The sequence below is a fragment of the uncultured Thiodictyon sp. genome, from assembly GCF_903946935.1.
Classification (GTDB): Bacteria; Pseudomonadota; Gammaproteobacteria; order Chromatiales; family Chromatiaceae; genus Thiodictyon.
Genome location: NZ_CAJAXH010000316.1, coordinates 1 through 21,119, shown reverse-complemented (window position 1 = coordinate 21,119; position 21,119 = coordinate 1). Strand labels below are relative to the sequence as shown.

Genomic DNA, 21,119 nt, shown 5'->3' with positions numbered 1-21,119 from the left:
GTGGCCGATACACCCACTTATCCACAGAGGCACCGCCCACCTTCCCACGGAGCACCGTCCTCTTTCCCCGTTAGACTCGTCCTTCTTCCCACGCTCTTCCGTCCTCCTTCCCACGAAACTCCGTCTCTTTTCCCACGGACCAAAAAAAAATAGCGCCGTAAGCTTCTGCTTTTTCGTTATTTTTTTCGCGCGCCGAGCCGCCTAGTATTTCTTAGTACTCTTTAGTACTTAATTAGTACTGCGGCAGTGGCCGCGCCAATCTTTTTTCAAATTTTTTCTAATCCCCGGAGACTGCTTGCGTGGCACCTAAAGTCGACCCCGAAAACAGGATAGTAATTTAAGCCAGCGCGGAATCGGTAAGTGTCAAGGCGGTTGTCGCATCGGTCCTATCGTCTTTGCTTCGGCCCGTTGGCCACCAAGAGAACGGGGTATGGACGCGCGAGCGCCTTTGGTCTCCCGTGGCGGGCGAGTTGGTTGGCTGCGTGCAGGACGCGGTAGAAGGTGGAGTCCGAGGCCAGGTCGCGACCTTGATCGGACACCAGGACCGGGACGCTCTGGTGGGGACAGCGGTCCGCGAACGCAGGCCAATTGGCCACGACCAGGAGCATGTCTCGCTCGACGGGGGAGAGGCAGTTTGCTGGGGTGCTCCCGACCCCGTGCCTCGGCGGTCATGGCGCCCGCCTGGCGCCCCCGCTGGATGGGTGAGTGGGGGTAAGTGGGGTCAGCCCGACGGCGGCGCAGGCGGGCGCCGGACGCGCCCTCACAGCGTACGCAGATATCACCGCTCTGGTTGCGCGCCCCGAGGCGCGTTTCGTCCTGGTGGGCGATGGCCCTGCGTTCGCGCGGTCTCGAGAGTTTGCGTCAAATGGGGCAAGTGGCCACGAAGACGGCCGAGTACATCCGTTGGGCCGGATGTGTTGTGTACGCACGAGGACCGTCTTGCCGAGGTGCTGCGTCGTCGACCTCCAGCAGCGGCGGGTCAGCGCCGCCCCGGCCTTCCTTCAGTCCCGTGCCCGCCGCGGTATCCGGAACGGTAGCAGCGTTTGCACCCAGCGCGTGCTGAAACGGTCGAGGCACACGCTCTCGTGCATCGCGGTAACCGACTCGCCGAGCAGATGCGTCGCCAGTACGGAGCGCGTGTAAAACGGCGTGTTCTCCAGCGTCTTGGTCACGCGTGCCGTCTGTTGCGGGTCCACCCGCGTGCCGCGCTTCATCCGCCAGGCGGTGGTCGGCAGTTTCGCGTGCGGCGGAATCTCGATCCGTGCCACGCCGCCAGCCGGATCGAAGTGCAGGCCCAACTCGGTGCGGTGCCCATCGCGCCGTGCCGCGTCATAGAGGACTGCGGTACCGCCATCCCTCAGCTCGGCGCGCGACCACTCCCAGTAGCGGAACGCCTTCTCCAGCGGCTCGTTGCCCCAGTTGGAATCGAGATAGCCGTGGCCCGACCAGCGCAAGGCCGGCCGGTCGAGCTGCACCTCGACGCGTGCGCCCGGAGCGATCGGTGCCCAGCAATGGTGCCCCGCACCATCGAGGAAATACGGCTGGCCGGCCACCGTGCGCGGATACAGCTTGACCGTGCCGCGAATACGCTTGGGCACCGGCACCGTCACCTCGTCGATCTGGATGGTCAGGCAGGTGCCGTCCCAGGACAGTGCGCTCGGCCCGATCTCCAGCCGGGAGGCATCGCGCCGCAGCGCCGAGCGGCCCCGCTCGGTCATGCTCCAGCCCTTGACCTCCCCGTAAAGCGCAACATTCAGCGAGTTATGGTTCAGCGGATCACTGTCGCCGCGCCGCCGCGCCCGGGCGTAATAGGGGGAGAAGCAACTGCCGACCTGCGCGATCAGCGTAATCCCATGGCGTCCGTCGTCGCTGAGTCCATCCACATACCACCAAAGATAGCCACCGGGCGCCACCGGCGCGTCGAAGAGCGGGCCGCAACCAGGCGCGGTGCCGCCAGCCAACCCGATCTCGTCGCTATGGCCCGCCCCGGCCCCGGGTGGCAGACCGTCTATTCCTCGCATAACGCCATCTCCGATGCAGTAAAAGAGTGTACCGATAGTGCTTTCAACAGCATCTCGCCAAGCGGTCTTGCGCCTCGTGTCACCAGTAATGCATCGGCTTGGCCACCATCCAATACAGGCCAGCCAGCAAGGGTACCGTCGACAGCAGGCCCCAGACCAGCCAGGTGCGGCTGTCTTTCCGATACGCCGCCGGCACCTCGCCGATGATCGCAAAATCCTGCGCCCAGCGTGCCTGCCTGATCTGAATCGGCACGAGAATGCCCAGCCACACGGCCCCCGCCACCGCCAACATGAGTTGCCCGAGGACGAGCCAGGGGGTTGTGAACAACGCCAAGTGACCGACGTAGGCAGCGCCGTAGCCGCCTACAACCATTAAAAAACCGCCGGATAGGGTAAATGAAAAGTCGGTCACAGTCACCAGCCACTGGGCGAACGCCATGATTTGTGTCTTGCTCGTGCGATCGGCAAACACCTTCCAGAGGGCGGTCACCGTGACATTTCCGGCCATTAACACAAAGCCTAAAATATGAATGGATTTAAAAAATGCATACATGGTTGACGTTCACCGTGTGGCTAGAGGACAGAAGCGTGCCGCTCCCAAGGGCGCTGACCTAGGCAGCGTGGTCCGGAACATGCGTCGGCCTCGACCTGAACACGTAACCTTGGGGTGGGCAAAAACTGGACTGCGAGTCGACCATTGTAGCGACGCCTATGCGCGCGGGATAGGTATTTTCACTCGCTGTAATTCATCACGCGCAATGGAATCGATCACGCGTCCGCCGTCGCAAAATTGGGCGGCGCTCGGGTGCGTTGTGCTAAAGTCGCGCACCGCGAAGATCCGCTTGCGCCGACGCGGGCCAGTTGGGATCTGCTTCGGCGATGCGCGGAGCGGTCTTGGGTCCTGCACCTCGGCCAGACATCAGGAGGCTTATTTTGAAAGTCGTTGTTTTCGGCGCGACCGGCAAGGCCGGGCGCGCGGTGGCGTTGACCCTGCTGGCCGCGGGACATCAGGTGACCGCCTTTGGACGCGAACGCGCGAAACTCCCCGCGTACAATGGGATTTCCGTGATCGTGGGCGATGCCCTGAACGCCGCCGATGTGGCGTCCGCCGTGGCCGGTCAGGACGCGGTCGTGGTCAGCCTGGGTGATTCACTCAACCCCGTCGTGCTGAAGCTGGGGGCGAAGCTGGGAGTCAAACGAAACACCCCGCCCAACATCTGTGAGGTCGGCACGGCCAACGTGATTGCCGCGATGGCGACCGCCTCGGTCTCGCGCTTGATCTGCATCACGTCCTACGGCGTTGGCGATACGCGCGAGCGGTTGTCGCCAGTGTTCAGGCTGTGGTTCCGCGTGCTGCAGCTGGGCGAGCAGTTGGCCGACAAGGAGCGGCAGGAGAAGCTGGTCAAGGACAGTGGCCTGGACTGGACGCTGATCCAGCCGGTTGGCTTGACCGACGGTGCCGCCACCGGGCGCTGGGTGGCCAGCACGTCGGGCGATCGGCGCAAGCGAACCGTCAGCCGGGTCGATCTGGCTGACTTCATTGCCCAAGTCTTAAGCGCTGGCCGCTACCTGCGCGAGACGGTCGTTTTGTCACAACTTACTATATCAGAAAGAGATTTTGTGACAGATAGCGCTTCGGCACAGGCCGCTTAACGGCCAAGGCGCCCGCATCATCCCGAATGATGAATGTGGCGGGCGCCTTGGCCGTTCCCCTACCCCCGCCATCCCCTAATAGGAGGGGGAGATTTGGAGCGCGCTCCCGGCGCGAATTTCACGGTACTCGGTCGCCCGAGCTCATGCGTTCGCGCGTGGGGCACGGACGATTGCGTCGGACCCGACGCCCCTCACGCGAAGCTCACCCCGGCCAGTCGTTCCGATGTCTCCCAGAGACCGGCCGCGGCTGAGTCGTCCAATGCCCGGGCCGGCATCGTGGCCGTTCCGGTTGGACCCTTGAGCTCGCGCCACCCCGTCGGTCCGTAAAACTCGCCGCCTTGCGCATCCGGCGAGGTCGCGGCGAACAGGATCGGCAATACGGCTAGCTCGGCCGGCGGGCTGAACGGAAGTAAGAACGGCTTCGTGATGCGCCATAGCGCCCCGCGTATGCCGCGCGCGGCGGGTCCGTTGCCGATGATGTCAGTGCGGGCATAGCCTGGATGGGCTGCCATGGCATCAATTTCCCAGCCTGCGGCCTCGCTGCGGCGCTGCAATTCCAATGCGAACATTACCAGCGCCAGCTTGGTCATGCCATAGGTCTGGAACGGGACATAGCTTCGCTCCGACTGGAGGTCGGTGAGATCGATCGAATCCAAGTTCGCCGCCAGGCTGCTGACGTTGACCACGCGCGCGCCGGGGACGCGCCGCAGCAGCGGTAGCAACTGGGCGGTCAGGGCAAAATGGCCGAGATAGTTGGTGGCGAACTGTAGCTCAAAGCCGTCGACCGTCAATTGCCGTTGCGTCGGCGCCATGATCCCGGCATTGTTGACGAGCAGGTCGATACCCTGTCCCGCGGCGAGCAGCCTCTGCGCACAGGCGGCGACCGAGTCGAGCGAGGCCAGGTCGAGTTGCTCGAAGCGCACTGTTGCACCAGGATGGGCCGCGCGCAGGCGTGCCAGCGCGTCAGCGCCCTTGTGCTCGTTGCGGCCCGCCAGTACGACCTCGGCACCCGCCGCCGCCAGCGCGAGTGCCTCCTCATAACCCAGCCCGCCGGTGGCTCCGGTGACGACGGCGAGCCGCCCGCTTTGCGACGGGATGTTGACAGTGGTCCAGGCCATCACCAATTGATCTCCAACGAATCGATTGCTTCAGGGGCCGGCGCGGCGCCCCCGGCGGCCGAGAAAAGCTAGTTTCCTTGCACACCTTTGGCCGCGTCGTGACGCGCCTCACGTAGCCACCGTTGCCGCAGATCGACCAAGTGGATGGCGAGCGCAACCAGGAACAGGGATGAGATCCAAACCCAGCCGGCGCCATTGATGACTGCGAGCGAGGCCAGCAACAGACAGGTGCCGGGGGCGAGAATCATCAGGGTTGCGGCCGGCGACAAGGGGCACCGGCGCATCCGCCACAGCACCATGAGCACGATCGCCTCAAGGACAATCAGGAACAGGACCAATTCGATGCTGTGCCCGCTTGCAAAGAATTCAGCCATGGTCCGCCCCTTCTGTCTTGTCAGTGATCATGTTGCCGAGACGATACCGGGCAGGTGCCCTAGGCTCTTGTTCCTGTAGGTATCCCAGGTGAGTGGTTGGACGTCCGGGTCGGCGCAGCGAAAAACCGCTGAACGCCGTCCCCACCACTGCGCTGGTCGTCTCGCCGTGGGGCAAGACCCTGCCGCCGACGTCCCGCGAGATTTTGCCCTGAACGTCTAGGAAATTCAACTCTCAACCTTGCTGAAAGGCACATCTGAGGAGCGCTCTGTCCGTCATCCAAGGCCGGTCACGTCCCGCCCTGCCGGTTGGCGGCATTGGCCTGGAATGCCACGACCTGCTCGATCAGCCAGTCCCAGGCGTCTTGCTCCCGTGGCCCGGCGGTCTTGTCCACGGCGATGCGCAAGTAGTCGATCACCCGCAGGACTTGCTCCATTGGTAGCCGGTCCAGTCGGCTCACGAGGATCGCCAGCTCCAGCACCGAGGCCTGGGCGCGGTTGAAGCCCATAAATGGGCTGTGGGTCTGCGAGAAGACCGGGCGACAGATCAGGCGGGGACGCTCCGGGTTCTCTTTGACCGTCTCCAGTTCCACCTCGGTATGTGCCAGGCACTCCGCCAAGCGGGAGACCGGGACGTGCTGTGCGTCCACCAGCGGCCAATCCCTGCGCCCGCTGAGGCAGCCGGCGAAGACGCGCACGTCGTCCGTGTAATTCACGACCGCCGCGCGCCCCGCCAGCAGATTGTCCAGGGTGGTCGAGGGCCGGAAGGGGGCGATGACGATGTGTCGCCCCGTGTGGCGGACCCCCATGGGCGCCATGTGCGGGCGGCCGTCGGGGTGGCGGGTGGTGATGATGACTTCTTGTATCATGAAAAGATTCTGGCGTTGGTATCAGTGCTTGTGTGATCGCTTCTGGCGGGTCGTCCCCGCCGAGTGGTCCTGGCTCAAATCAGTCGCAGCGGACGACACGACGCAGCCCCAGCGCAGCGGTTGGTTCTGGACATAGCGCTTGCCGAGTTGCTGGGCGATCTGGGCGCGGGCGAGTTCGACACCTAGATAAAATGCGTGTCCGGCGTCCTGCTCTACCCCCAGATGCGGGTAGAGCGCAAAGGGATCGTCGCTGGTATGGAATCCGTCCCGGTTGAAACAGTGGATGCCCTCGGCGCTGACCTGGATGCGGTAATTGGGGTCGCGGATGGCGGCGGCCAGCGCGCGGATGTCTGCGAGCTCGGCAGGGTAGGGCGCCCGCTCGTGGATCGCGCTGAGGCCGCCGTCGATCTGTCTAGGTAGGCTACACTCCTGCCGCGCCCAATGCATGATACGGCGTGCCCGGTCGGCCTCGCGGATCGCACTGCGACAATGAGGGCTCACCTGGGTGGTGAGGATGTTACCGATTCGCAGCTCCGAGACCAGGCCCATCAGGATGGCGTTGATCCCGGTGGTGTCGGCCTCGGTGAGTTCGGTGAGATTGCCGACCCCCATCAGCATCGGCGCCGTTGGGTGCGACTGCCGCAGCCGGTGGTAGCGCATGATCGAGTCGGCGAAACCGAAATGGATCGGATCCAGGATGGGATCGGCCAGGTAGGGCCGACCGTTCGCCTCCAGCCGCGCCATGGCCCGTTCCAGCGAGGGCAGGTCGCCGGGTCGTTTGGGGACCAACACCGGGCAAGCCGCCACCCGATCCGCAATCCAGAGGTTGTCTTCGTGGAGGCTCAACAGAAAATCCGCCCCGGCGCGCCCGCCGGCCAGCAGTTCCTGGGGCTGCATCGAGTCCACGCTGACCAGGACGCCCGTGGCCTTCAGTGCCCGTACGCTGGCATCCAGGTGCTCGAACGGCGTATCCGGCAGACACCCCAGGTCGATCACGTCGGCCCCGTCCGCGCGGAAGGCGGCGGCCTGCTCCAGAATCGCCTCGACACTGAGCCGCGGGGCCTCGACGATCTCGGCAAAGATGCGCACGTCATAGGCACTCAGGTCCGGCACCCGCCCGGCCAGGCCGAAGTAACGCGGCAGGTCCATCAGCTCGTCCGGTCCGCGCTCGACCGGGCAACCAAAGTGCCGGCTTAGTGCCTCCAGGTCGCCGCGGCAGCGCCCGGGGATGATGATCCGATCCGCCCCCGCGGTGTCGGTGAGCCGTCGCCGGATCAGGTCCGCGGTCATCAGGGCGGCCACCTTGACCCCGAGTGGGCGCACGGACCAGGTCGTCGCTCCCAAGTCCAGGCCATCCATGACGCGGCGCAGCGCACCCTCGGCGAGTTGACCGGTGAGTAACAGGAGATGCTCGCTCACCTGTGGTTCCTCATGGGGGCGTCGCCAGGGCGGCCACCAGGGCCGCGATGCTGTCCACCACGGTCGTGTACTCGTAGCCGCGCAGGCGCTCCACGTTCGCCAGGTCGATCCGGCGCGGATAGACCATGACCGGGCCGCCGGGGGCGGCGGTCTCCAAGGCCGGTGCGGTATCGCAGGCGAAGACGATACTCGGGACCCGGCACTTGCCGGCCTGGGCGTAGAGGTTGGTCACCAGGGTGTCCGAGACCCCGCAAACCATCTTGGCGACGGTGTTGGCGGTGGCCGGCGCGATCACCAACCGGGAGTAGACGCCCTGATAGAGGCGGCCGACCGCGGGGGCGCTGGCGGCGGTGTCGTGGTAGCAGGGGAGGCGTTTGCCCAATCGCTTCAGGTCGACGCCGTACATGGCGAGTACCTCGACGGCGGCACGGCTGAGAAACAGGTCCACATCGGGGTGTGACTCCAGTATTCCTATGCATTCCTGAAGATAATGGCCTGAACCGGTCAGTGCCCATGCGAACCGCATGGGATAATGGTGTTTCATGGTGCGGCCTTGGCTCTGCGATGGAGGTGGCGTTGGGGGCCCGATGTCCGGCGGGACCCCCGGTCCAGACGCCTTCGCACCTTCCTTGTCCCACACAGTCTAGCAAATGTCTGATAGTGTGCCCGCCGCAGCGCTGGCCGTCCCTGATGACGCCTGGCCGCGCATTTGCGTTCATTCCTGGGCGTCACGCTGATCAATGAGGCACCAAGCAACCCATGGACATCCACACCCGCATCGACCCCCAACTCCTCTGATTACGCTAGCGGCGAGTGCGGTGCTCCTGTTGGGGTCGGTGGTCGGGCCACTGGGCTGAACGCCAGCGGCGCGTCATTGCGGAGGCGGTGCGTCGCCCGGCCCGGTGCCAAACCATCGCTCCGCAGGTGCGGGCCACCGGCCACACGATGGTCGAGGTTCCAGACGCGCGGGTCGCGACAGTGGCAGAATAGGCGACTTGGTCTTGCCCGCGCCTGCCGCGGGCCCGCCCCCAGGGAGCGGATGCCGCTCGCCACGGCGCCTCCCCGCGGGCCGTTTCAGTCATCAGCCAGGGGCGCGCCGCCCTTGAGTCCGGGGTTTGCTCCATGAAGTCCATCGTTTCGCGCGGGATCGCGCTCTTGATCGGCATTGCCCTGGTGGGCGGTTGCGACAAGCCGGCCGGGTCGAGCCCGGCCGCCGGTCCGGGGGCCGGCAAGCCCCCCCCGGAGGTGTCGGTGGTGGTGGCCCATGCCCAATCCGTACCGCTCACCCGGCAGTTGGTGGGCCGCCTGGCCGCGACCCGCGTGGCGCAGGTCAGGGCGCGGGTCGCGGGGGTCCTGTTGGAGCGGGTCTACACCGAGGGCACCGACGTCAAGCCGGGCCAAGTCCTGTTTCGCATCGACCCGGCCCGCTTGCAGGCCCAGGTCAATGCGCAGGACGCGGCCCTGGTCCGGGCCGAGGCGGATGCCACCAACGCCGCGCTGATCGCCAAGCGTTATGTGGAGTTGCGGGAAAAGAAGACGACCTCGCAACAAGACCTCGACAACGCCCTGGCGACTGAGCGTACCACCGCCGCCGCGGTCAAGCAGGCGCGCGCCAACCTGGAGACTTCCCGACTGGATCTGGGCTATGCGACGGTCACCGCCCCCATTGCCGGTCGTGCCGGTCGCGCACTGGTGACCGAGGGCACCTTGGTGGGGCAGGGCGAGGCGACCCTGCTGACCACGATCGAGCGGATCGACCCGCTCTATGTCAACTTCAGCCAGTCGCTTGCCGAACTCGCGGACCTGCGTAAGGCCGCAGCGCCCGGGTCCAAGGGCGGTAGCGAGCCCCAAGTCGAGGTAATGTTGCCGGACGGCACCCCTTATGCCCGCACCGGGACCCTGGACTTCTCCGACCTGGCGGTGGACCCGAACACCGGCGCGGTGTCGCTCCGCGCCACCCTGCCCAATCCAGACAAGGTCCTATTGCCCGGGATGTTCGTCACCCTGCGCCTCACCGTGGGCACAGTGGATCAGGCCTTCCTGCTGCCCCAGCCGGCCCTGGCCCGGGACACCCAGGGGGCCTATCTAATGGTGGTGGACGGCACCGGTAAGGTTGCCCAGCGCCGGGTCGTCAGTCGCGGTATGACCCCCAAGGAGTGGATCCTCACCGGTGACATCAAGGATGGCGAGCAGGTGATCGTCGCCGGGCTCCAGAAGGTCAAGCCGGGGGACCAGGCGCGGATCGCGGCGGGGCCTGCTGGAGTCCCGGTGGCCGGTTCCGACAAGCCCAAGGCCGACGCCGCAGCGCCGGCCGCGCAGGGATCGAAATAGCTCATGCCACGTTTTTTCATCGACCGACCCATTTTCGCCTGGGTCATTGCCATCCTGATCACCCTGGCCGGCGGTGTCGCCGCGCTCAACCTGCCGGTATCGGCCTATCCGCCGATCGCCCCGCCACAGATCAGCATCACCGCCTCCTATCCGGGGGCGAGCGCCGAGGTCATGGAGAAGACCGTCACCTCGGTCATCGAGCAGCAATTGACCGGCGTGGACAATCTGCTCTATTTCGAATCGGTCTCCCGCGGTGTCGGCCAGGCCCAGGTGACGCTGACCTTCCAGACCGGCACCAACCCGGATATCGCCCAGGTCCAGGTCCAGAATCGTCTGAGCATCGCCGAGCCGCGCCTGCCCCGGGAGGTGGTGCAAAACGGGATGGTGGTGGCCAAGGCCAACGCCGACTTCCTGATGGTGGTGGCCCTGCGCTCCAGCGACCCAGCCATCGACAGCAACGCACTCGACAACCTGATCGCCGCCCAGGTCTTGGACCCCATCCGCCGCCTGCCCGGGGTGGGCGGGGCGACCCAGTTCGGTTCCGGCTATGCTATGCGTATCTGGCTCGACCCTGACAAACTTCGTGGTTTTGGGCTCAGCGCCGCCGAGACCCTGGCGGCGGTGCGCGCCCAGAATATCCAGGTGGCTGCCGGTGCCATCGGCTCCATGCCGGCGCTGCCCGGTCAGGGCTTCACCGCCTCGGTGGCCGCCGCCAGCCGCTTCACGAGTACGGATGAGTTCGGCGATATCATCCTGCGCGCCAACCCGGACGGCAGTCATGTGCAATTAAAGGATGTTGCGCGGATCGCCCTGGGGGCCGAGTCATTCGGCCGCGACGTTCACTTAGGTCAAGACCCGGTGGCCGGCTTTGCCATCCAGCTCGCCCCGGAGGCCAATGCACTGGAGGTGGCCGCGGCGGTGCAGTCCAAGATGGACGAGCTGATGCGCTACCTGCCCGCCGGTGTGTCCTGGATCAGCCCCTATGACAGCACCCAGTTTGTGCGCATCTCTATCCAGGAGGTGGTCAAGACCTTGGGCGAGGCGGTGGTCCTGGTCTTCTTTGTCATCCTGCTGTTCCTGCAAAACCTGCGCGCCACCCTCATTCCGACCCTGGTGGTGCCGGTTGCACTCACCGGCGCCTTCGCCGGGATGTTCCTGTTTGGCTTCTCGATTAATGTGTTGAGCCTGTTCGCACTGGTGTTGGCCATTGGCCTGGTGGTGGACGATGCCATCGTGGTGGTGGAGAACGTGGAGCGCCTCATGACCGAGGAGGGGCTCTCGCCGAAAGAGGCAGCGCGCAAGGGTATGGACCAGATCACCGGGGCGGTCATCGCCATGACCCTGGTACTGGCGGCGGTCTTCATCCCCATGGCCCTGGTAGGCGGCAGCGTCGGGGTCATCTACCGCCAATTCTCACTCACCATCGTCATTTCCATGGCGATCTCCGCGCTCATGGCACTGACTTTCACCCCGGCCCTCTGCGCCACCTTGCTGCGGCCGGTCCATGAGCCGAACTGGTTCCTGCGTGGCTTCAACCGGGGCTACAACGCGCTCGCCGGGGCCTATCTGCGGCGGATCGCCCAGGCCGTCCGGCACACGCCTCGCTGGATGGTCGCTTTCTTCGCCTTGCTGGCACTGGCCGGTTTCCTCTTCACCCAACTACCCTCGAGCTTTCTGCCGGAGGAGGACCAGGGCTATGCCTTCGCGATCATCCAGTTGCCCCCGGGGGCGACCATGCAGCGCACCAGTGCCGTGTTGCAGGAGATGGAGGCGATTCTCCAAAAGAATCCGGCGGTGGACCGGGTACTGATGGTGGCTGGATTCAGCTTTGTGGGTCAGGGCGAAAATGTCGGACTGGGCTTTATCCGACTCAAGGATTGGGGGTTGCGCACCAAGCCGGCCGAGCAGATCAAGGCCTTCATCCCGGCCGCCAATGGTGCGCTCCAGTCGATTAAGGGGGCGCGCATCTTCGTGGTCAACATGCCCACGGTGCGCGGTCTCGGCCGCTTTGGCGGTTTCGACTTCCGGCTGCAGGACCGCGCCGGTCTGGGTCATGAGCAGTTGTTGCAGGCCCGCAATGCCCTACTGGGGGCGGCGGCCAAGAGTCCGGATTTGGCAGGCGTTCGTCCCAATCAACTGGAGGACGGCCCCGAGCTCCAATTCACCGTCGACCGGCTCCATGCGCAGGCCATGGGGCTCGATCTTGGGGACATCTATGCCGCCATCCAGCTCATGCTGGCCCCGGTCTATGCCAATGACTTCAACTATCAAGGGCGGGTGCTCAAGGTCATGCTACAGGCGGATGCTCAGTTTCGCAGCCGTCCGGAGGACCTGAGCCATTACTTCATCCCCAGCCGGCAGGGCGGGTTGGATGCCATGGTACCCCTGAGCGCGGTGGTCAGGCCGAACTGGACCTTGGCCCCGCCGGCCATCGACCACTATAACGGGTTCGAGGCGATCCAGATCAACGGCGGTCCGGCCCCGGGTCACAGCTCCGGCCAGGCCATGATGGCGATGCAGCAGATCGTGAAGGAGAACCTGCCCGCCGGTATCGGCTATGAATGGTCCGGTTCTTCACTCCAAGAGATCATCTCGGGCAAGCAGGCCCCCATCCTGTTCGCGCTGTCGTTGTTGGTGGTCTTCCTCGCACTGGCCGCCCTCTATGAGAGCTGGTCCATCCCGGCGGCGGTGATGTTGGTGGTGCCGCTGGGGGTATTGGGGGCCTTGAGCTTCACCTGGTTGCGGGGGCTGGAGAATGACGTCTATTTCAAGGTCGGCTTGATCGCGGTCATCGGACTCTCGGCCAAGAATGCCATCCTGATCATCGAATTTGCCAACACCATGCACCAGTCCGGGCGCACCGTGCTGGAGTCCGTCATGGAGGCCGCCCGGCTGCGCCTGCGCCCTATCGTCATGACCTCGATCGCATTCATCCTGGGCGTGACCCCGCTGGTCATTTCCAGCGGTGCCGGTGCCAACAGCCGCCACGCCATCGGCAGCGGCGTCATGGGCGGGATGCTCGGCGCCACCCTGCTCGGGGTGCTGTTCGTGCCGGTCTTCTATGTGGTGGTGCAGCGACTACTGGGCGACCGGTTGGAGGGGCCGAAGGAGTAAAGGCGGTGGCACCAGAGGCCACCCGCAAGGTCATTGAACCACCAAGCCAGGTTAGGTTTGACAGCCTCCCCGCGGCTTGCTAGCGTTGCTGGGCAACATCAACCGCGAGGGGGATCAAAAATAATGGCACGCATCGTGATACTCGGCGCCGGCCTGTCCGGACACACCACGGCCCGCTATCTGAGCCTCTGGCTCGGCAAGAAGCATCGGGTGACGGTGGTCTCGCCCAAGCCCATGTGGAACTGGATCCCGTCCAATATATGGGTCGGCTGCGGTCAGATGACCGTGGACCAGGTGACCTTTCCGCTCGCGCCGATTTACCATAAAGCCGGCGTTGAATTTCTGCAGGCGCGGGCGCTCTCCACCCACCCGGAAGGGGATGCCAGCCAAGAGCGCCCCTTTGTGCGGATCGAGTTCACGGATCCGGCCCGCAGCGGCCAAACCGAGGACGTGGACTACGACTTCCTGGTCAATGCCACCGGCCCCAAGCTCAACTTTGCCGGTACCCCGGGCCTGGGCCCAGAGGGCGGCTACACCGTTTCGGTCTGTACCCCCGAACACGCACTCGAGGCCAACGCCCAATTACAGGCGTGTATCCAGGCGATGAAGAAGGGCGAGCGGCGCCGTTTCGTGGTCGGCACCGGCCATGGGATGTGTACCTGTCAGGGGGCGGCCTTCGAGTATCTCTATAACATCGATCATGAGCTGCGTCAGGCGGGTGTCCGTCAGCTGGGCGATCTCACCTGGATCAGCAATGAATACGAGTTGGGCGATTTCGGGATGGGCGGGGTGCATATCACCCGTGGCGGCTATATCACCAGCGGTAAGGTGTTTGGCGAGTCACTGATGGCGGAGCGCGGTATTGGCTGGGTCACCCGCGCGGCGGTCAATAAGATCGAGCCCGGCAAGATGCATTATGAGACCCTGGACGGGACCTATCACGAGCTGGACTTCGACTTCGCCATGCTGATCCCGCCGTTCGCCGGGGTGGGCCTCAAGGCATTCGATAAGGCCGGGGCCGATATCACCAGCGAGGTGTTTGCCCCCAACGGTTTCATGAAGGTGGACGCGGACTACAAACCCAAGCCCTATGAGGACTGGAGCAAGCACGACTGGCCGCGGACCTATCAGACACCCAAGTATAAGAACGTCTTCGCGGTCGGTATCGCCTTCGCCCCGCCGCACCCGATCAGTAAGGTGATGTTGAGCCCGAATGGCACTCAGATCAGCCCGACGCCGCCGCGTACCGGGATGCCGTCGGCCGCCATCGGTAAGGCGGTTGCGGCCAATATTCGCGATCTGGTGAAGGGCAAGATCAAGGAGCCGGTCTACACCGCCTCCATGGGCGAGATGGGCGCCGCCTGCGTCGCCTCGACCGGTTCCGACATCTTCAATGGGACCGCGGCGACCATGACCGTATTTCCGGTGGTGCCGGACTATGAGACCTATCCCGAATACGGTCGCGACATGAACCTGACCTTTGGCGAGATCGGTCTGGCCGGGCATTGGATGAAGTGGATTCTGCACTACGTCTTCATGTATCAGGCCAAGCTCAAGCCCGGTTGGTCGATACTGCCCGACTGATGACCGACGCTTGGACCCATTCAATCCCGGCGATCCGCCAACCCCTTAAGTTCGTTGCAGCCCGTGGAGGTATGCCATGACCGACAAGAAGATCGTAAAGAACCGCGAGCCCTATCAACAGGCCTATTATCCGCCGATGCCGACCCGCTTCGTCAGGTATATGCGCACCTCGGTGGTCTGGCAGTTTGTTCGCTTCTGGATCATTAATTATAAGATCTTCAAGCTATTGGTGAAGTCCGCTCACTGATCCTGAGATACCGTCGGATGATTCGCCGGCGCGTCGCGGCCGGGGCCGCTCCTACCCGCTAGGAGCGGCCCCGGCCGCGACGCATCGCGTTATGAAATGGCCGGGGTTTGCCGCACAAAGCGGTCGTCGGTGAGTTGTTGAAGCACGAATTGCGCGACGTCTGCCCGCGAGACGCGCCGGGCCTGGATGCTCTTCTCTACCCCCGCGCTATAGGTGCCGGTGCGTGGGCCGTCGGTCAGACCGCCCGGTCGCACGATGGTCCAGTCGAGCGTGCTGGCGCGGATCAGTTGCTCCTGCTCCTCCTTGGCCGCCATCACCTTTTTCAGGGTGATCTTCATGAAGACCTTAAAGATGAACGGCATCTGATCGGCGCTGTCACCGACCCCCATGGAGGTAACTGCGATCAACCGCCGCACCCCAGCGGCCGACATGGCAGCGAGTATCGTGCGGGTGCCGTCCGCCTCGATCGGTCGGCCCCCAGTGCGGGTGCCCAGGATACAGATGACTGCATCGGTCCCTTGGACGCAGTCATTGACCGCGGCCTGGTCCAGGCAATCACCGACGATCACCGTGACGCCATGACGGTCGGCTGGCAGCTTTGCTGGATCGCGGACCAGGACTTGGACGCGGTGTCCTTGCTCCAGGGCCTGCCGCAGGACGTGGCCGCCGGTGCCGCCGGTGGCGCCGAATAGGGCAATATTCATGGTTCTCAATGCTCCTTCTTGGTTGAGCCCCGGGGGGCGGTTTAAGATGAATCGATCGCAAATACGCAATTAGGGGCCGGTGGGTGGTAGCGGCCCGATGAGGTCCGACACCGCCGTCACCGTGGCCGCGACGATCGTCCGACGGCGGGCCGCCGAGCCCTGGTCCACACCGGTGCAGAGCGACTCACACAGCCAATCCGTGGGCGACTCGAAGTCGCAGTGACTGGCCCAGGGGATGGGCGTGACGCTGGCCCGCGGGGCGACGGCGAAGACCTTGAGTCCATTGTTGTACGCATTGCACGCGGCCGGCGCCCCAGCAAGACCGACCAGCGGCCGGTCGAGGGCGCGCGCCATGCCGACCCCGAGGCCCTGCGCGTCCACCAGATCGAGGGCGACGACGCCCACGGCGTGTCGGTCCAACCGGCCGGCAATCAGGGCGGCCAGTCCCCCGGCCGAGAAACCGGCATACACCACCGCGGTTGCCCCCAGTCGGCGGCCGACCGCCATCATGTCCAGCGCGTTGCGGATCGGGCGGCCGTCCCAGGCGCTGGTATTGCAAAAGGTTAGTGTCACCACTGGAATGCCGCGTCCCGCCAGGGCCAGCGCGAGCCCTGCCAACTGGCGCTGGTCGCGCAGAAAGCCCGGGGCCAGGATCGCCAGGTCGCTGGTACGCGGCCGCCGGGGCTGAAAGCGCGTGGTGTCGAGCAAACAGCCAGTCGCCGATCGGAAAACGCCGCGTTCGATCATGACGCCGGACCAACGCGGCACCGCGGCCCCGTCGCGCGCCAGTCCGGAGCAACCGACGAGGGCGAAGGCGAGCAGCGGGGCGTGCAGTCGGGCGTTCATCGTGAATCCAAGATGGGGGCGGTCGGGGCTTTTCACGGCCACCACTGGCTGGGTGTCCCCGCGTTCGCCATGTCGCGCGTCCGGGGCCGCGACGCTCGCCGAACGAGGTTGCTATACTCTCCTGTCGGGATGACGCCCGAAGGTGCCATCCCGACCGGACACTCTTTCCTTCATCGCGCCATCGCGACAGGTCGCTCATGAACCTCAGCACTGATCGAACAACGAATTTTCCAGGTGCCAGCGGCGCCACGCGCCGTGTCGCCCTGCCCGAGGCCCTGGATGCACAACGCGCCCGTATCCGGGTCCCGGATTTCGGGCAATTGAGTTACTACAGCACCGGACCCGGCCAGGGCCGCCCGCTGGTGTTGGTGCATAGCATCAACGCCGCGCCCAGCGCCTATGAGATGAAGCCGCTATTTGAGCGCTATCGCGCCGAGCGGCCGGTCTTGGTGCCGGACCTGCCGGGCTTCGGGTTCACCGACCGGCCGGACATCCACTATACACCGGACGTCTATGTCAAGGCCCTGATCGAGTTTATGCGCCGGGTGGCGGTGCAGCCCGCGGACGTGGTGGCGCTGTCGCTGGGCGGCGAATTCGCCGCCCGAGTGGCGGTCGAGGCGCCGGAGTTGGTCAATTCACTGACGCTGCTTTCACCCACTGGCTTTAGTACCCGCACCATCCCCGGCGGTGAGAAGGGGATGCGCACCCATCGCGTGATCAGCGTGCCGGCCCTGGGGCAGAGCGCCTACAGCCTGCTGACCACCAAGTTCAGCATCCGCTTCTTCCTGCGGCGGTCGTTTTTCGGTTCGGTGCCGCCGGCGATGGTCGATTATGCCTATGCGACCACCCACCAACCCGGTGCCCGTTTCGCCCCGCTCTATTTCCTGGCGGGTCAGCTATTCACCGAGGATGCGGTTAACCGGATCTATGCGAAGGTGAAACAGCCCACCCTGGTCCTCTATGACCGGGACCCGAACATCAATGTCGACCTCCTGGCCCCCTTCCTCCCCGGCCGGGCCAACTGGCAGGTGCAGCGGATCAGTCCGACGCTGGGGCTTCCCCATTGGGAGAAACTCCCCGAGACCATGGCCGCGTTGGATCAGTTCTGGGCCGCCCAGGCCTGACGGATACCGGGCACCGGGCGGCGGCCCCGTGACCTTGCCATTACGGTTGCTGTCAAACGCTGGGGGCGCCGCCGCGTCAGCGCCCCCAGCGCCCCGCTAATTCGGGTTGTCGACCACGCAGTAATTCACCACGGCGCCCTGATAACAGGGCTGATAATAGATGTCGTCGGCGACGTAGTAGCGTTGATCGGCGATATAGATCGGCTCCGCGTCAACCGGCAGTGAGCTCACCATGGCGCCGACCGCCAGTCTGGCCACGGCCCCCGCCGCCACCGCGCCGCCCCAGCCATCGCCGTAATAGCCACCCCAGCCGCGGCTCGACCCGCCTGCCACCATCCCGCCGTCGGGACCCCGCGCGACATAATCGCCACCCGGTCCGCGTGCGGCGAATGAGCCATCGGGCCCGCGCACGGCCGCGGCGCTGTCCCCGTAACGGTTGACATCGACGCTGGTAAAACGATCGTCGTTGAAACCGCCGTCATCGAAGGTTGCGCTGTTATCGCGGAAACTGCCGCCGCTGAACCCGTCGTCGCGAAAACCGCCGCCGTCATGGAATCCGCCACCGAAGCCTCCCCCGCCAAAGCCGCGCGCCAGGGCGAGCGGCCCGGCCCCGACCATACCGACCACCGCGGTGACCAGCACGGCCCCGCGCAGCATCTTCAATTGGCGTGTCGTCATGGCCTTGCTCCGGTCGCTTCAGGGGTCGCGGCGGGGGTCGTGTCAGGGGTCGCCGCAGGGGGCGCGGCGGGGGGCTTGGCCGGCGCGGGCGGCGGTGCGAACGCGATCTTCTGTACCCCCGCCGGGGGGCTAAAGACAAAGACGCCAGGTTTGATTTTATGGTTCGTCTTCCAGTCACTTAAGGTCGCGCTCCACTGTGGGGCGGCCGGCAGCGTTTTCTGGTTGATCACGATCTTGAGCGGCAGCGGTTGCTTGCCGGTGGCCACCCAGAGCTGAAATTGCATGTCCGGACGGTCGAAGGCCAGGTGGTCAGTCGCCACCCCGCCCACCTTGCTCGGTCCGACATAGAGCGCGTGGCTCTGCCCCTTACCCATGTGTTCGCACAGCTTGGGGCTGCTCAGGTCGCCGAGCGGGACCCGGAACCGCAGTTGCCGGTCCGCCTTCTCCAGCGCCCCCTCAATGTCCCCGGCGACCGTGGCGGTGGCGTAGACCTTGTCTCCCGCGTCGAACAGGGTCAGGGACTTGCCGTCGAAAAAGAACTGTTTATCGAACAGATCGCCGACGGCATTCACCCTCAGCTTATCCGGACGCTGCACGAAGTTCTCGGTGGTGAAGGCGAATTGCAGTTTCTTGCCCCCGGTATACACCTGATCGTCAGTCACCTCGGCGCGGTAGGAGAACTGCTCGAGCGATTTCAGATAGGCGCACATCTGCGCTACGATCTGGTTCGGGTCGGGCGGCGCGGCCTGCGCGGGGGGCGCGCCGGCCAGCACCGGACCACTCAACAGCGCCACGCACCCCAGGGCCGCCCGGCCGGTCGTGTTCAGTCGCATGAAATTCCTCCTCAATCGGCAATGTCTTGACGGTAGCGCGCGAGGGCCGAACAACGTCTGGATCGCCCGATCGGCGCCGCCGCTCGTTGCTAAACCGGCTCTCAGCCGCAGATCGGGGCTCGCGCGCAGCGAAGCAACCCGGTGGCGCTCGGGCGGGCAAGGGATCGGCAACCCCACGCTGGCATGGACGTGGCCGCACTTCCCCTGTATCCTTATTTGCCGGTTGGGGCTGCTCGCACTGTCGATGCCGCCTCGCTTTGACCCGCGAGGTCCTTACACAAGGGCCCAAACCGCTTTTTAAGCGCCCGTAGCTCAGCTGGATAGAGTACAGCCCTCCGAAGGCTGGGGTCACAGGTTCGAATCCTGTCGGGCGCGCCATACAATCATATGCTTACGGTTTTTTATCTCCTTTGCGCGGCTGCCGTTTCGCACAGTGTGCGAAAATTCAGCCGACCACGGCCAGGCGTGGCGCCGGTCGACGGAACAAGACGACCTGGTGAAAGCCATCGCCAAACTGGGCGGCATCGGCCGCGCGGAGGCCAGGTCCCAAGGCATCGACCCCGCCGCATTCAAGCAGCAAGGCTTCGGCGGCGTCTTCACCAAAGACGGCGACAGCTTCGACGGCCTGGCCGGACGCCTCGACCAGTACGGTTACCCGGTGCGCAATGCCGAGGGCCGCTATGACTCCAGTGTCCTGCTGGACGCGGTACAAGCGGCCATGCGCGGCGAGCGGATCATTTCGCACCATGGCGCGGAAGCGCAAGGCGCGCGCTTGGAGGCCGAGCGCGTCGCGCAGGAGGCCGCCGCTGCCGCCCCCGCCATCCGTGCCGCCTGGAACGCCATGCAGGCCCCGCAGCGCCAAGCCTGGGCCAAGCGCGCCGGACTGCGCGGCGGCACCCATCGGCGCCCCGGTGAGGCCTTGCGCGCGCATGAGCTGGAGCGGTTGCATACCGCGCCAGACCAAGCCCCCGTAGCCGCCGCACCGACGCAGCAGAGCACCGCAGAGCAGATCGCCGCCGCGACCGACGCACTGGCCCAGAGTGTCGCCGCGGGAGCGAATCGCCGGGTGGCGGAACATCTCGCGGCAGGTCGATCAGTGACCTACACCAAACCGGAGGCCGTCGCCGCCGCGCGCGCCAATCGCGATTATTACGTCCTCGACCATCCTGACGGCTCGGTCTCGGTGCTCGGTGTCCGCCACCCCGACACCGGGCAATGGGTCGGGGCTCATCCGCCCTCCCAAGGAGAAGACTTTACCCTTACCCCAGAAACCCTCGCCGACCTGGCCCGCATGGAACAGGAGCGCCGCGCGGCCGACCGAGCCGAACGCCAGGCCAAGGCCCGCGACGCGACCGACGCGCAGCAGGGCGACTTCAACCTGACCGGATCGGACCGCCCGGCCGACGAGCTGGCTGCGCGGGGGCGGCAGTCGCTGTTCGATGCGCAGAGTCCGGACGGAAAGGAGCAAGCGAGCAAGAGCGAAGATGACGTTGAATTAGACCGGCGCGGCCAAACCGTCGCCAAATATGCCGGTGCCGTGCTCAGCGGTGCCGCCGTTCCGCCCAAATTGTTGATGGGGCGCATCGGAAAGGATGCGGCAGAGCAGCTATCCCGCAAGACTGGATTGACAATTGATCGGGCGATTGAAGTGGTCGTCGCCAGCAATATTGTTCATGCACAGAAAGGCCATCCAGATATGACGTCCAACGATTGGGCGCGTTTACCTTTTGTGACGAATCGTTTTGATGACGCGGCACCAGGGCGAGTGGAAGGCGACCCGCGGACGCCACGGATCATCGTGCGGCGGATGGAGTCGAATGGAACAGGTTATGGGGCGGTGTTGGCCTTCGCGAGCGGAAGCCGGGGGGAACGTCTAAACGTCGTGACCTACTTCAAGGGCACGGCCAAGGGGCTTGATGCGTGGTGGGAAGCGAACAAGGGCCTTGCCCGTGCTGGTGTCCCGGATTCCACGGGACCTGCATCAAGTGCCGCCAGCAACCAAACAAAGCCCTCTGAACAGAGTGTAGACCATGAAGGGAGGCAGGGCAAGGACACCGGGCGCGTTGCGCACGGCAAATCCGTTCTAGCCCGCCGTGGCTGGCCGTCCCCGCCGACGGCGGGAATTTTCGGTCATGCCCAGGTAGTCGAACACCAGGCGGACGTTGCGTGCCAGGCGCTGGATGGTGGCGGCGACGGTGTCGCGGGAT

Annotated in this window: 18 protein-coding genes and 1 tRNA gene; 8 read left to right on the top strand and 11 right to left on the bottom strand. The window is 65.1% G+C overall.

Annotated features, from left to right (window positions below):
- Window positions 1-1,001: 1,001 nt before the first annotated feature.
- Window positions 1,002-2,021, bottom strand: a complete 1,020-nt coding sequence (locus tag QZX93_RS26725) for a carotenoid 1,2-hydratase (protein WP_295389080.1) — start codon at window positions 2,019-2,021, stop codon at window positions 1,002-1,004.
- A 79-nt stretch (window positions 2,022-2,100) separates the two neighbouring features.
- On the bottom strand, window positions 2,101-2,574 hold the full coding sequence (locus tag QZX93_RS26720) for a DUF2269 family protein (protein ID WP_295389081.1): 474 nt from the start codon (window positions 2,572-2,574) through the stop codon (window positions 2,101-2,103).
- A gap of 380 nt (window positions 2,575-2,954) precedes the next feature.
- Here QZX93_RS26720 and QZX93_RS26715 point away from each other — a divergent pair, with 380 nt between their 5' ends.
- Window positions 2,955-3,674 (top strand): NAD(P)-binding oxidoreductase, encoded by a 720-nt coding sequence (locus QZX93_RS26715; protein ID WP_295389082.1) that lies wholly within the window; start codon window positions 2,955-2,957, stop codon window positions 3,672-3,674.
- Window positions 3,675-3,865: 191 nt separating this feature from the next.
- Here QZX93_RS26715 and QZX93_RS26710 read toward each other — a convergent pair whose 3' ends face one another.
- From QZX93_RS26710 to QZX93_RS26690, 5 genes are all read right to left on the bottom strand, one after another.
- Window positions 3,866-4,792, bottom strand: coding sequence for an SDR family oxidoreductase (locus QZX93_RS26710; RefSeq protein WP_295389083.1), 927 nt, complete (start codon window positions 4,790-4,792; stop codon window positions 3,866-3,868).
- A 68-nt stretch (window positions 4,793-4,860) separates the two neighbouring features.
- Window positions 4,861-5,166: a hypothetical protein gene (locus QZX93_RS26705; RefSeq protein ID WP_295389084.1), complete on the bottom strand. Its 306-nt coding sequence runs from the start codon at window positions 5,164-5,166 to the stop codon at window positions 4,861-4,863.
- Window positions 5,167-5,453: 287 nt separating this feature from the next.
- Window positions 5,454-6,032 carry a DUF447 domain-containing protein gene (locus tag QZX93_RS26700; protein WP_295389085.1) on the bottom strand — a complete coding sequence of 193 codons (579 nt, stop codon included), beginning with the start codon at window positions 6,030-6,032 and terminating at the stop codon, window positions 5,454-5,456.
- A gap of 21 nt (window positions 6,033-6,053) precedes the next feature.
- A complete protein-coding gene (locus tag QZX93_RS26695) occupies window positions 6,054-7,451 on the bottom strand; it encodes a DUF6513 domain-containing protein (protein WP_295389086.1) in 1,398 nt (465 codons plus the stop codon).
- A 10-nt stretch (window positions 7,452-7,461) separates the two neighbouring features.
- Window positions 7,462-7,995 carry a flavoprotein gene (locus tag QZX93_RS26690; protein WP_295395032.1) on the bottom strand — a complete coding sequence of 178 codons (534 nt, stop codon included), beginning with the start codon at window positions 7,993-7,995 and terminating at the stop codon, window positions 7,462-7,464.
- Window positions 7,996-8,573: 578 nt separating this feature from the next.
- On the opposite strand from QZX93_RS26690, the gene QZX93_RS26685 reads away from it, so the two are divergent.
- The 4 genes from QZX93_RS26685 (at window position 8,574) to QZX93_RS26670 (ending at window position 14,727) form a co-directional block, all read left to right on the top strand.
- Window positions 8,574-9,782 (top strand): efflux RND transporter periplasmic adaptor subunit, encoded by a 1,209-nt coding sequence (locus QZX93_RS26685; RefSeq protein ID WP_295389088.1) that lies wholly within the window; start codon window positions 8,574-8,576, stop codon window positions 9,780-9,782.
- 3 nt (window positions 9,783-9,785) lie between these two features.
- Window positions 9,786-12,896, top strand: coding sequence for an efflux RND transporter permease subunit (locus QZX93_RS26680; RefSeq protein WP_295389089.1), 3,111 nt, complete (start codon window positions 9,786-9,788; stop codon window positions 12,894-12,896).
- 123 nt (window positions 12,897-13,019) lie between these two features.
- A complete protein-coding gene (locus QZX93_RS26675) occupies window positions 13,020-14,480 on the top strand; it encodes an FAD-dependent oxidoreductase (protein WP_295389090.1) in 1,461 nt (486 codons plus the stop codon).
- Between the two features lie 76 nt (window positions 14,481-14,556).
- Window positions 14,557-14,727 carry a hypothetical protein gene (locus QZX93_RS26670; RefSeq protein WP_295389091.1) on the top strand — a complete coding sequence of 57 codons (171 nt, stop codon included), beginning with the start codon at window positions 14,557-14,559 and terminating at the stop codon, window positions 14,725-14,727.
- An 89-nt stretch (window positions 14,728-14,816) separates the two neighbouring features.
- On the opposite strand, the gene QZX93_RS26665 is transcribed toward QZX93_RS26670, so the two are convergent.
- Window positions 14,817-15,431 carry an NAD(P)-dependent oxidoreductase gene (locus QZX93_RS26665; protein WP_295389092.1) on the bottom strand — a complete coding sequence of 205 codons (615 nt, stop codon included), beginning with the start codon at window positions 15,429-15,431 and terminating at the stop codon, window positions 14,817-14,819.
- A gap of 69 nt (window positions 15,432-15,500) precedes the next feature.
- Window positions 15,501-16,277 carry an alpha/beta hydrolase gene (locus QZX93_RS26660; RefSeq protein ID WP_295389093.1) on the bottom strand — a complete coding sequence of 259 codons (777 nt, stop codon included), beginning with the start codon at window positions 16,275-16,277 and terminating at the stop codon, window positions 15,501-15,503.
- A 197-nt stretch (window positions 16,278-16,474) separates the two neighbouring features.
- Here QZX93_RS26660 and QZX93_RS26655 point away from each other — a divergent pair, with 197 nt between their 5' ends.
- On the top strand, window positions 16,475-17,401 hold the full coding sequence (locus QZX93_RS26655) for an alpha/beta fold hydrolase (RefSeq protein ID WP_295389094.1): 927 nt from the start codon (window positions 16,475-16,477) through the stop codon (window positions 17,399-17,401).
- Between the two features lie 96 nt (window positions 17,402-17,497).
- Here the strand turns inward: QZX93_RS26655 and QZX93_RS26650 are convergent, their stop codons facing one another.
- Window positions 17,498-18,079, bottom strand: coding sequence for a DUF6515 family protein (locus tag QZX93_RS26650; RefSeq protein ID WP_295389095.1), 582 nt, complete (start codon window positions 18,077-18,079; stop codon window positions 17,498-17,500).
- Entirely contained in the window at window positions 18,076-18,912 is an 837-nt protein-coding gene (locus tag QZX93_RS26645; protein WP_295389096.1) for a DUF2092 domain-containing protein, read from the bottom strand. Before QZX93_RS26645 ends, QZX93_RS26650 begins: the two co-directional genes overlap by 4 nt.
- Window positions 18,913-19,213: 301 nt before the next feature.
- Here QZX93_RS26645 and QZX93_RS26640 point away from each other — a divergent pair.
- Both QZX93_RS26640 and QZX93_RS26635 read left to right on the top strand, forming a co-directional pair.
- Window positions 19,214-19,290, top strand: a tRNA-Arg gene (locus tag QZX93_RS26640).
- A gap of 118 nt (window positions 19,291-19,408) precedes the next feature.
- A partial coding sequence (locus QZX93_RS26635) for a hypothetical protein (protein ID WP_295389097.1) occupies window positions 19,409-21,119 on the top strand: 1,711 nt, incomplete at its 3' end.

Bases quoted from the DNA above. Each gene is read 5' to 3' on its own strand.
- QZX93_RS26655 (WP_295389094.1), top strand. From the start codon at position 16,475: ATGAACCTCAGCACTGATCGAACAACGAATTTTCCAGGTGCCAGCGGC.
- QZX93_RS26720 (WP_295389081.1), bottom strand. From the start codon at position 2,574: ATGTATGCATTTTTTAAATCCATTCATATTTTAGGCTTTGTGTTAATG.
- QZX93_RS26660 (WP_295389093.1), bottom strand. From the start codon at position 16,277: ATGAACGCCCGACTGCACGCCCCGCTGCTCGCCTTCGCCCTCGTCGGT.
- QZX93_RS26675 (WP_295389090.1), top strand. From the start codon at position 13,020: ATGGCACGCATCGTGATACTCGGCGCCGGCCTGTCCGGACACACCACG.
- QZX93_RS26710 (WP_295389083.1), bottom strand. From the start codon at position 4,792: ATGGCCTGGACCACTGTCAACATCCCGTCGCAAAGCGGGCGGCTCGCC.
- QZX93_RS26700 (WP_295389085.1), bottom strand. From the start codon at position 6,032: ATGATACAAGAAGTCATCATCACCACCCGCCACCCCGACGGCCGCCCG.
- QZX93_RS26690 (WP_295395032.1), bottom strand. From the start codon at position 7,995: ATGAAACACCATTATCCCATGCGGTTCGCATGGGCACTGACCGGTTCA.
- QZX93_RS26665 (WP_295389092.1), bottom strand. From the start codon at position 15,431: ATGAATATTGCCCTATTCGGCGCCACCGGCGGCACCGGCGGCCACGTC.
- QZX93_RS26645 (WP_295389096.1), bottom strand. From the start codon at position 18,912: ATGCGACTGAACACGACCGGCCGGGCGGCCCTGGGGTGCGTGGCGCTG.
- QZX93_RS26705 (WP_295389084.1), bottom strand. From the start codon at position 5,166: ATGGCTGAATTCTTTGCAAGCGGGCACAGCATCGAATTGGTCCTGTTC.
- QZX93_RS26725 (WP_295389080.1), bottom strand. From the start codon at position 2,021: ATGCGAGGAATAGACGGTCTGCCACCCGGGGCCGGGGCGGGCCATAGC.
- QZX93_RS26685 (WP_295389088.1), top strand. From the start codon at position 8,574: ATGAAGTCCATCGTTTCGCGCGGGATCGCGCTCTTGATCGGCATTGCC.
- QZX93_RS26680 (WP_295389089.1), top strand. From the start codon at position 9,786: ATGCCACGTTTTTTCATCGACCGACCCATTTTCGCCTGGGTCATTGCC.
- QZX93_RS26650 (WP_295389095.1), bottom strand. From the start codon at position 18,079: ATGACGACACGCCAATTGAAGATGCTGCGCGGGGCCGTGCTGGTCACC.
- QZX93_RS26670 (WP_295389091.1), top strand. From the start codon at position 14,557: ATGACCGACAAGAAGATCGTAAAGAACCGCGAGCCCTATCAACAGGCC.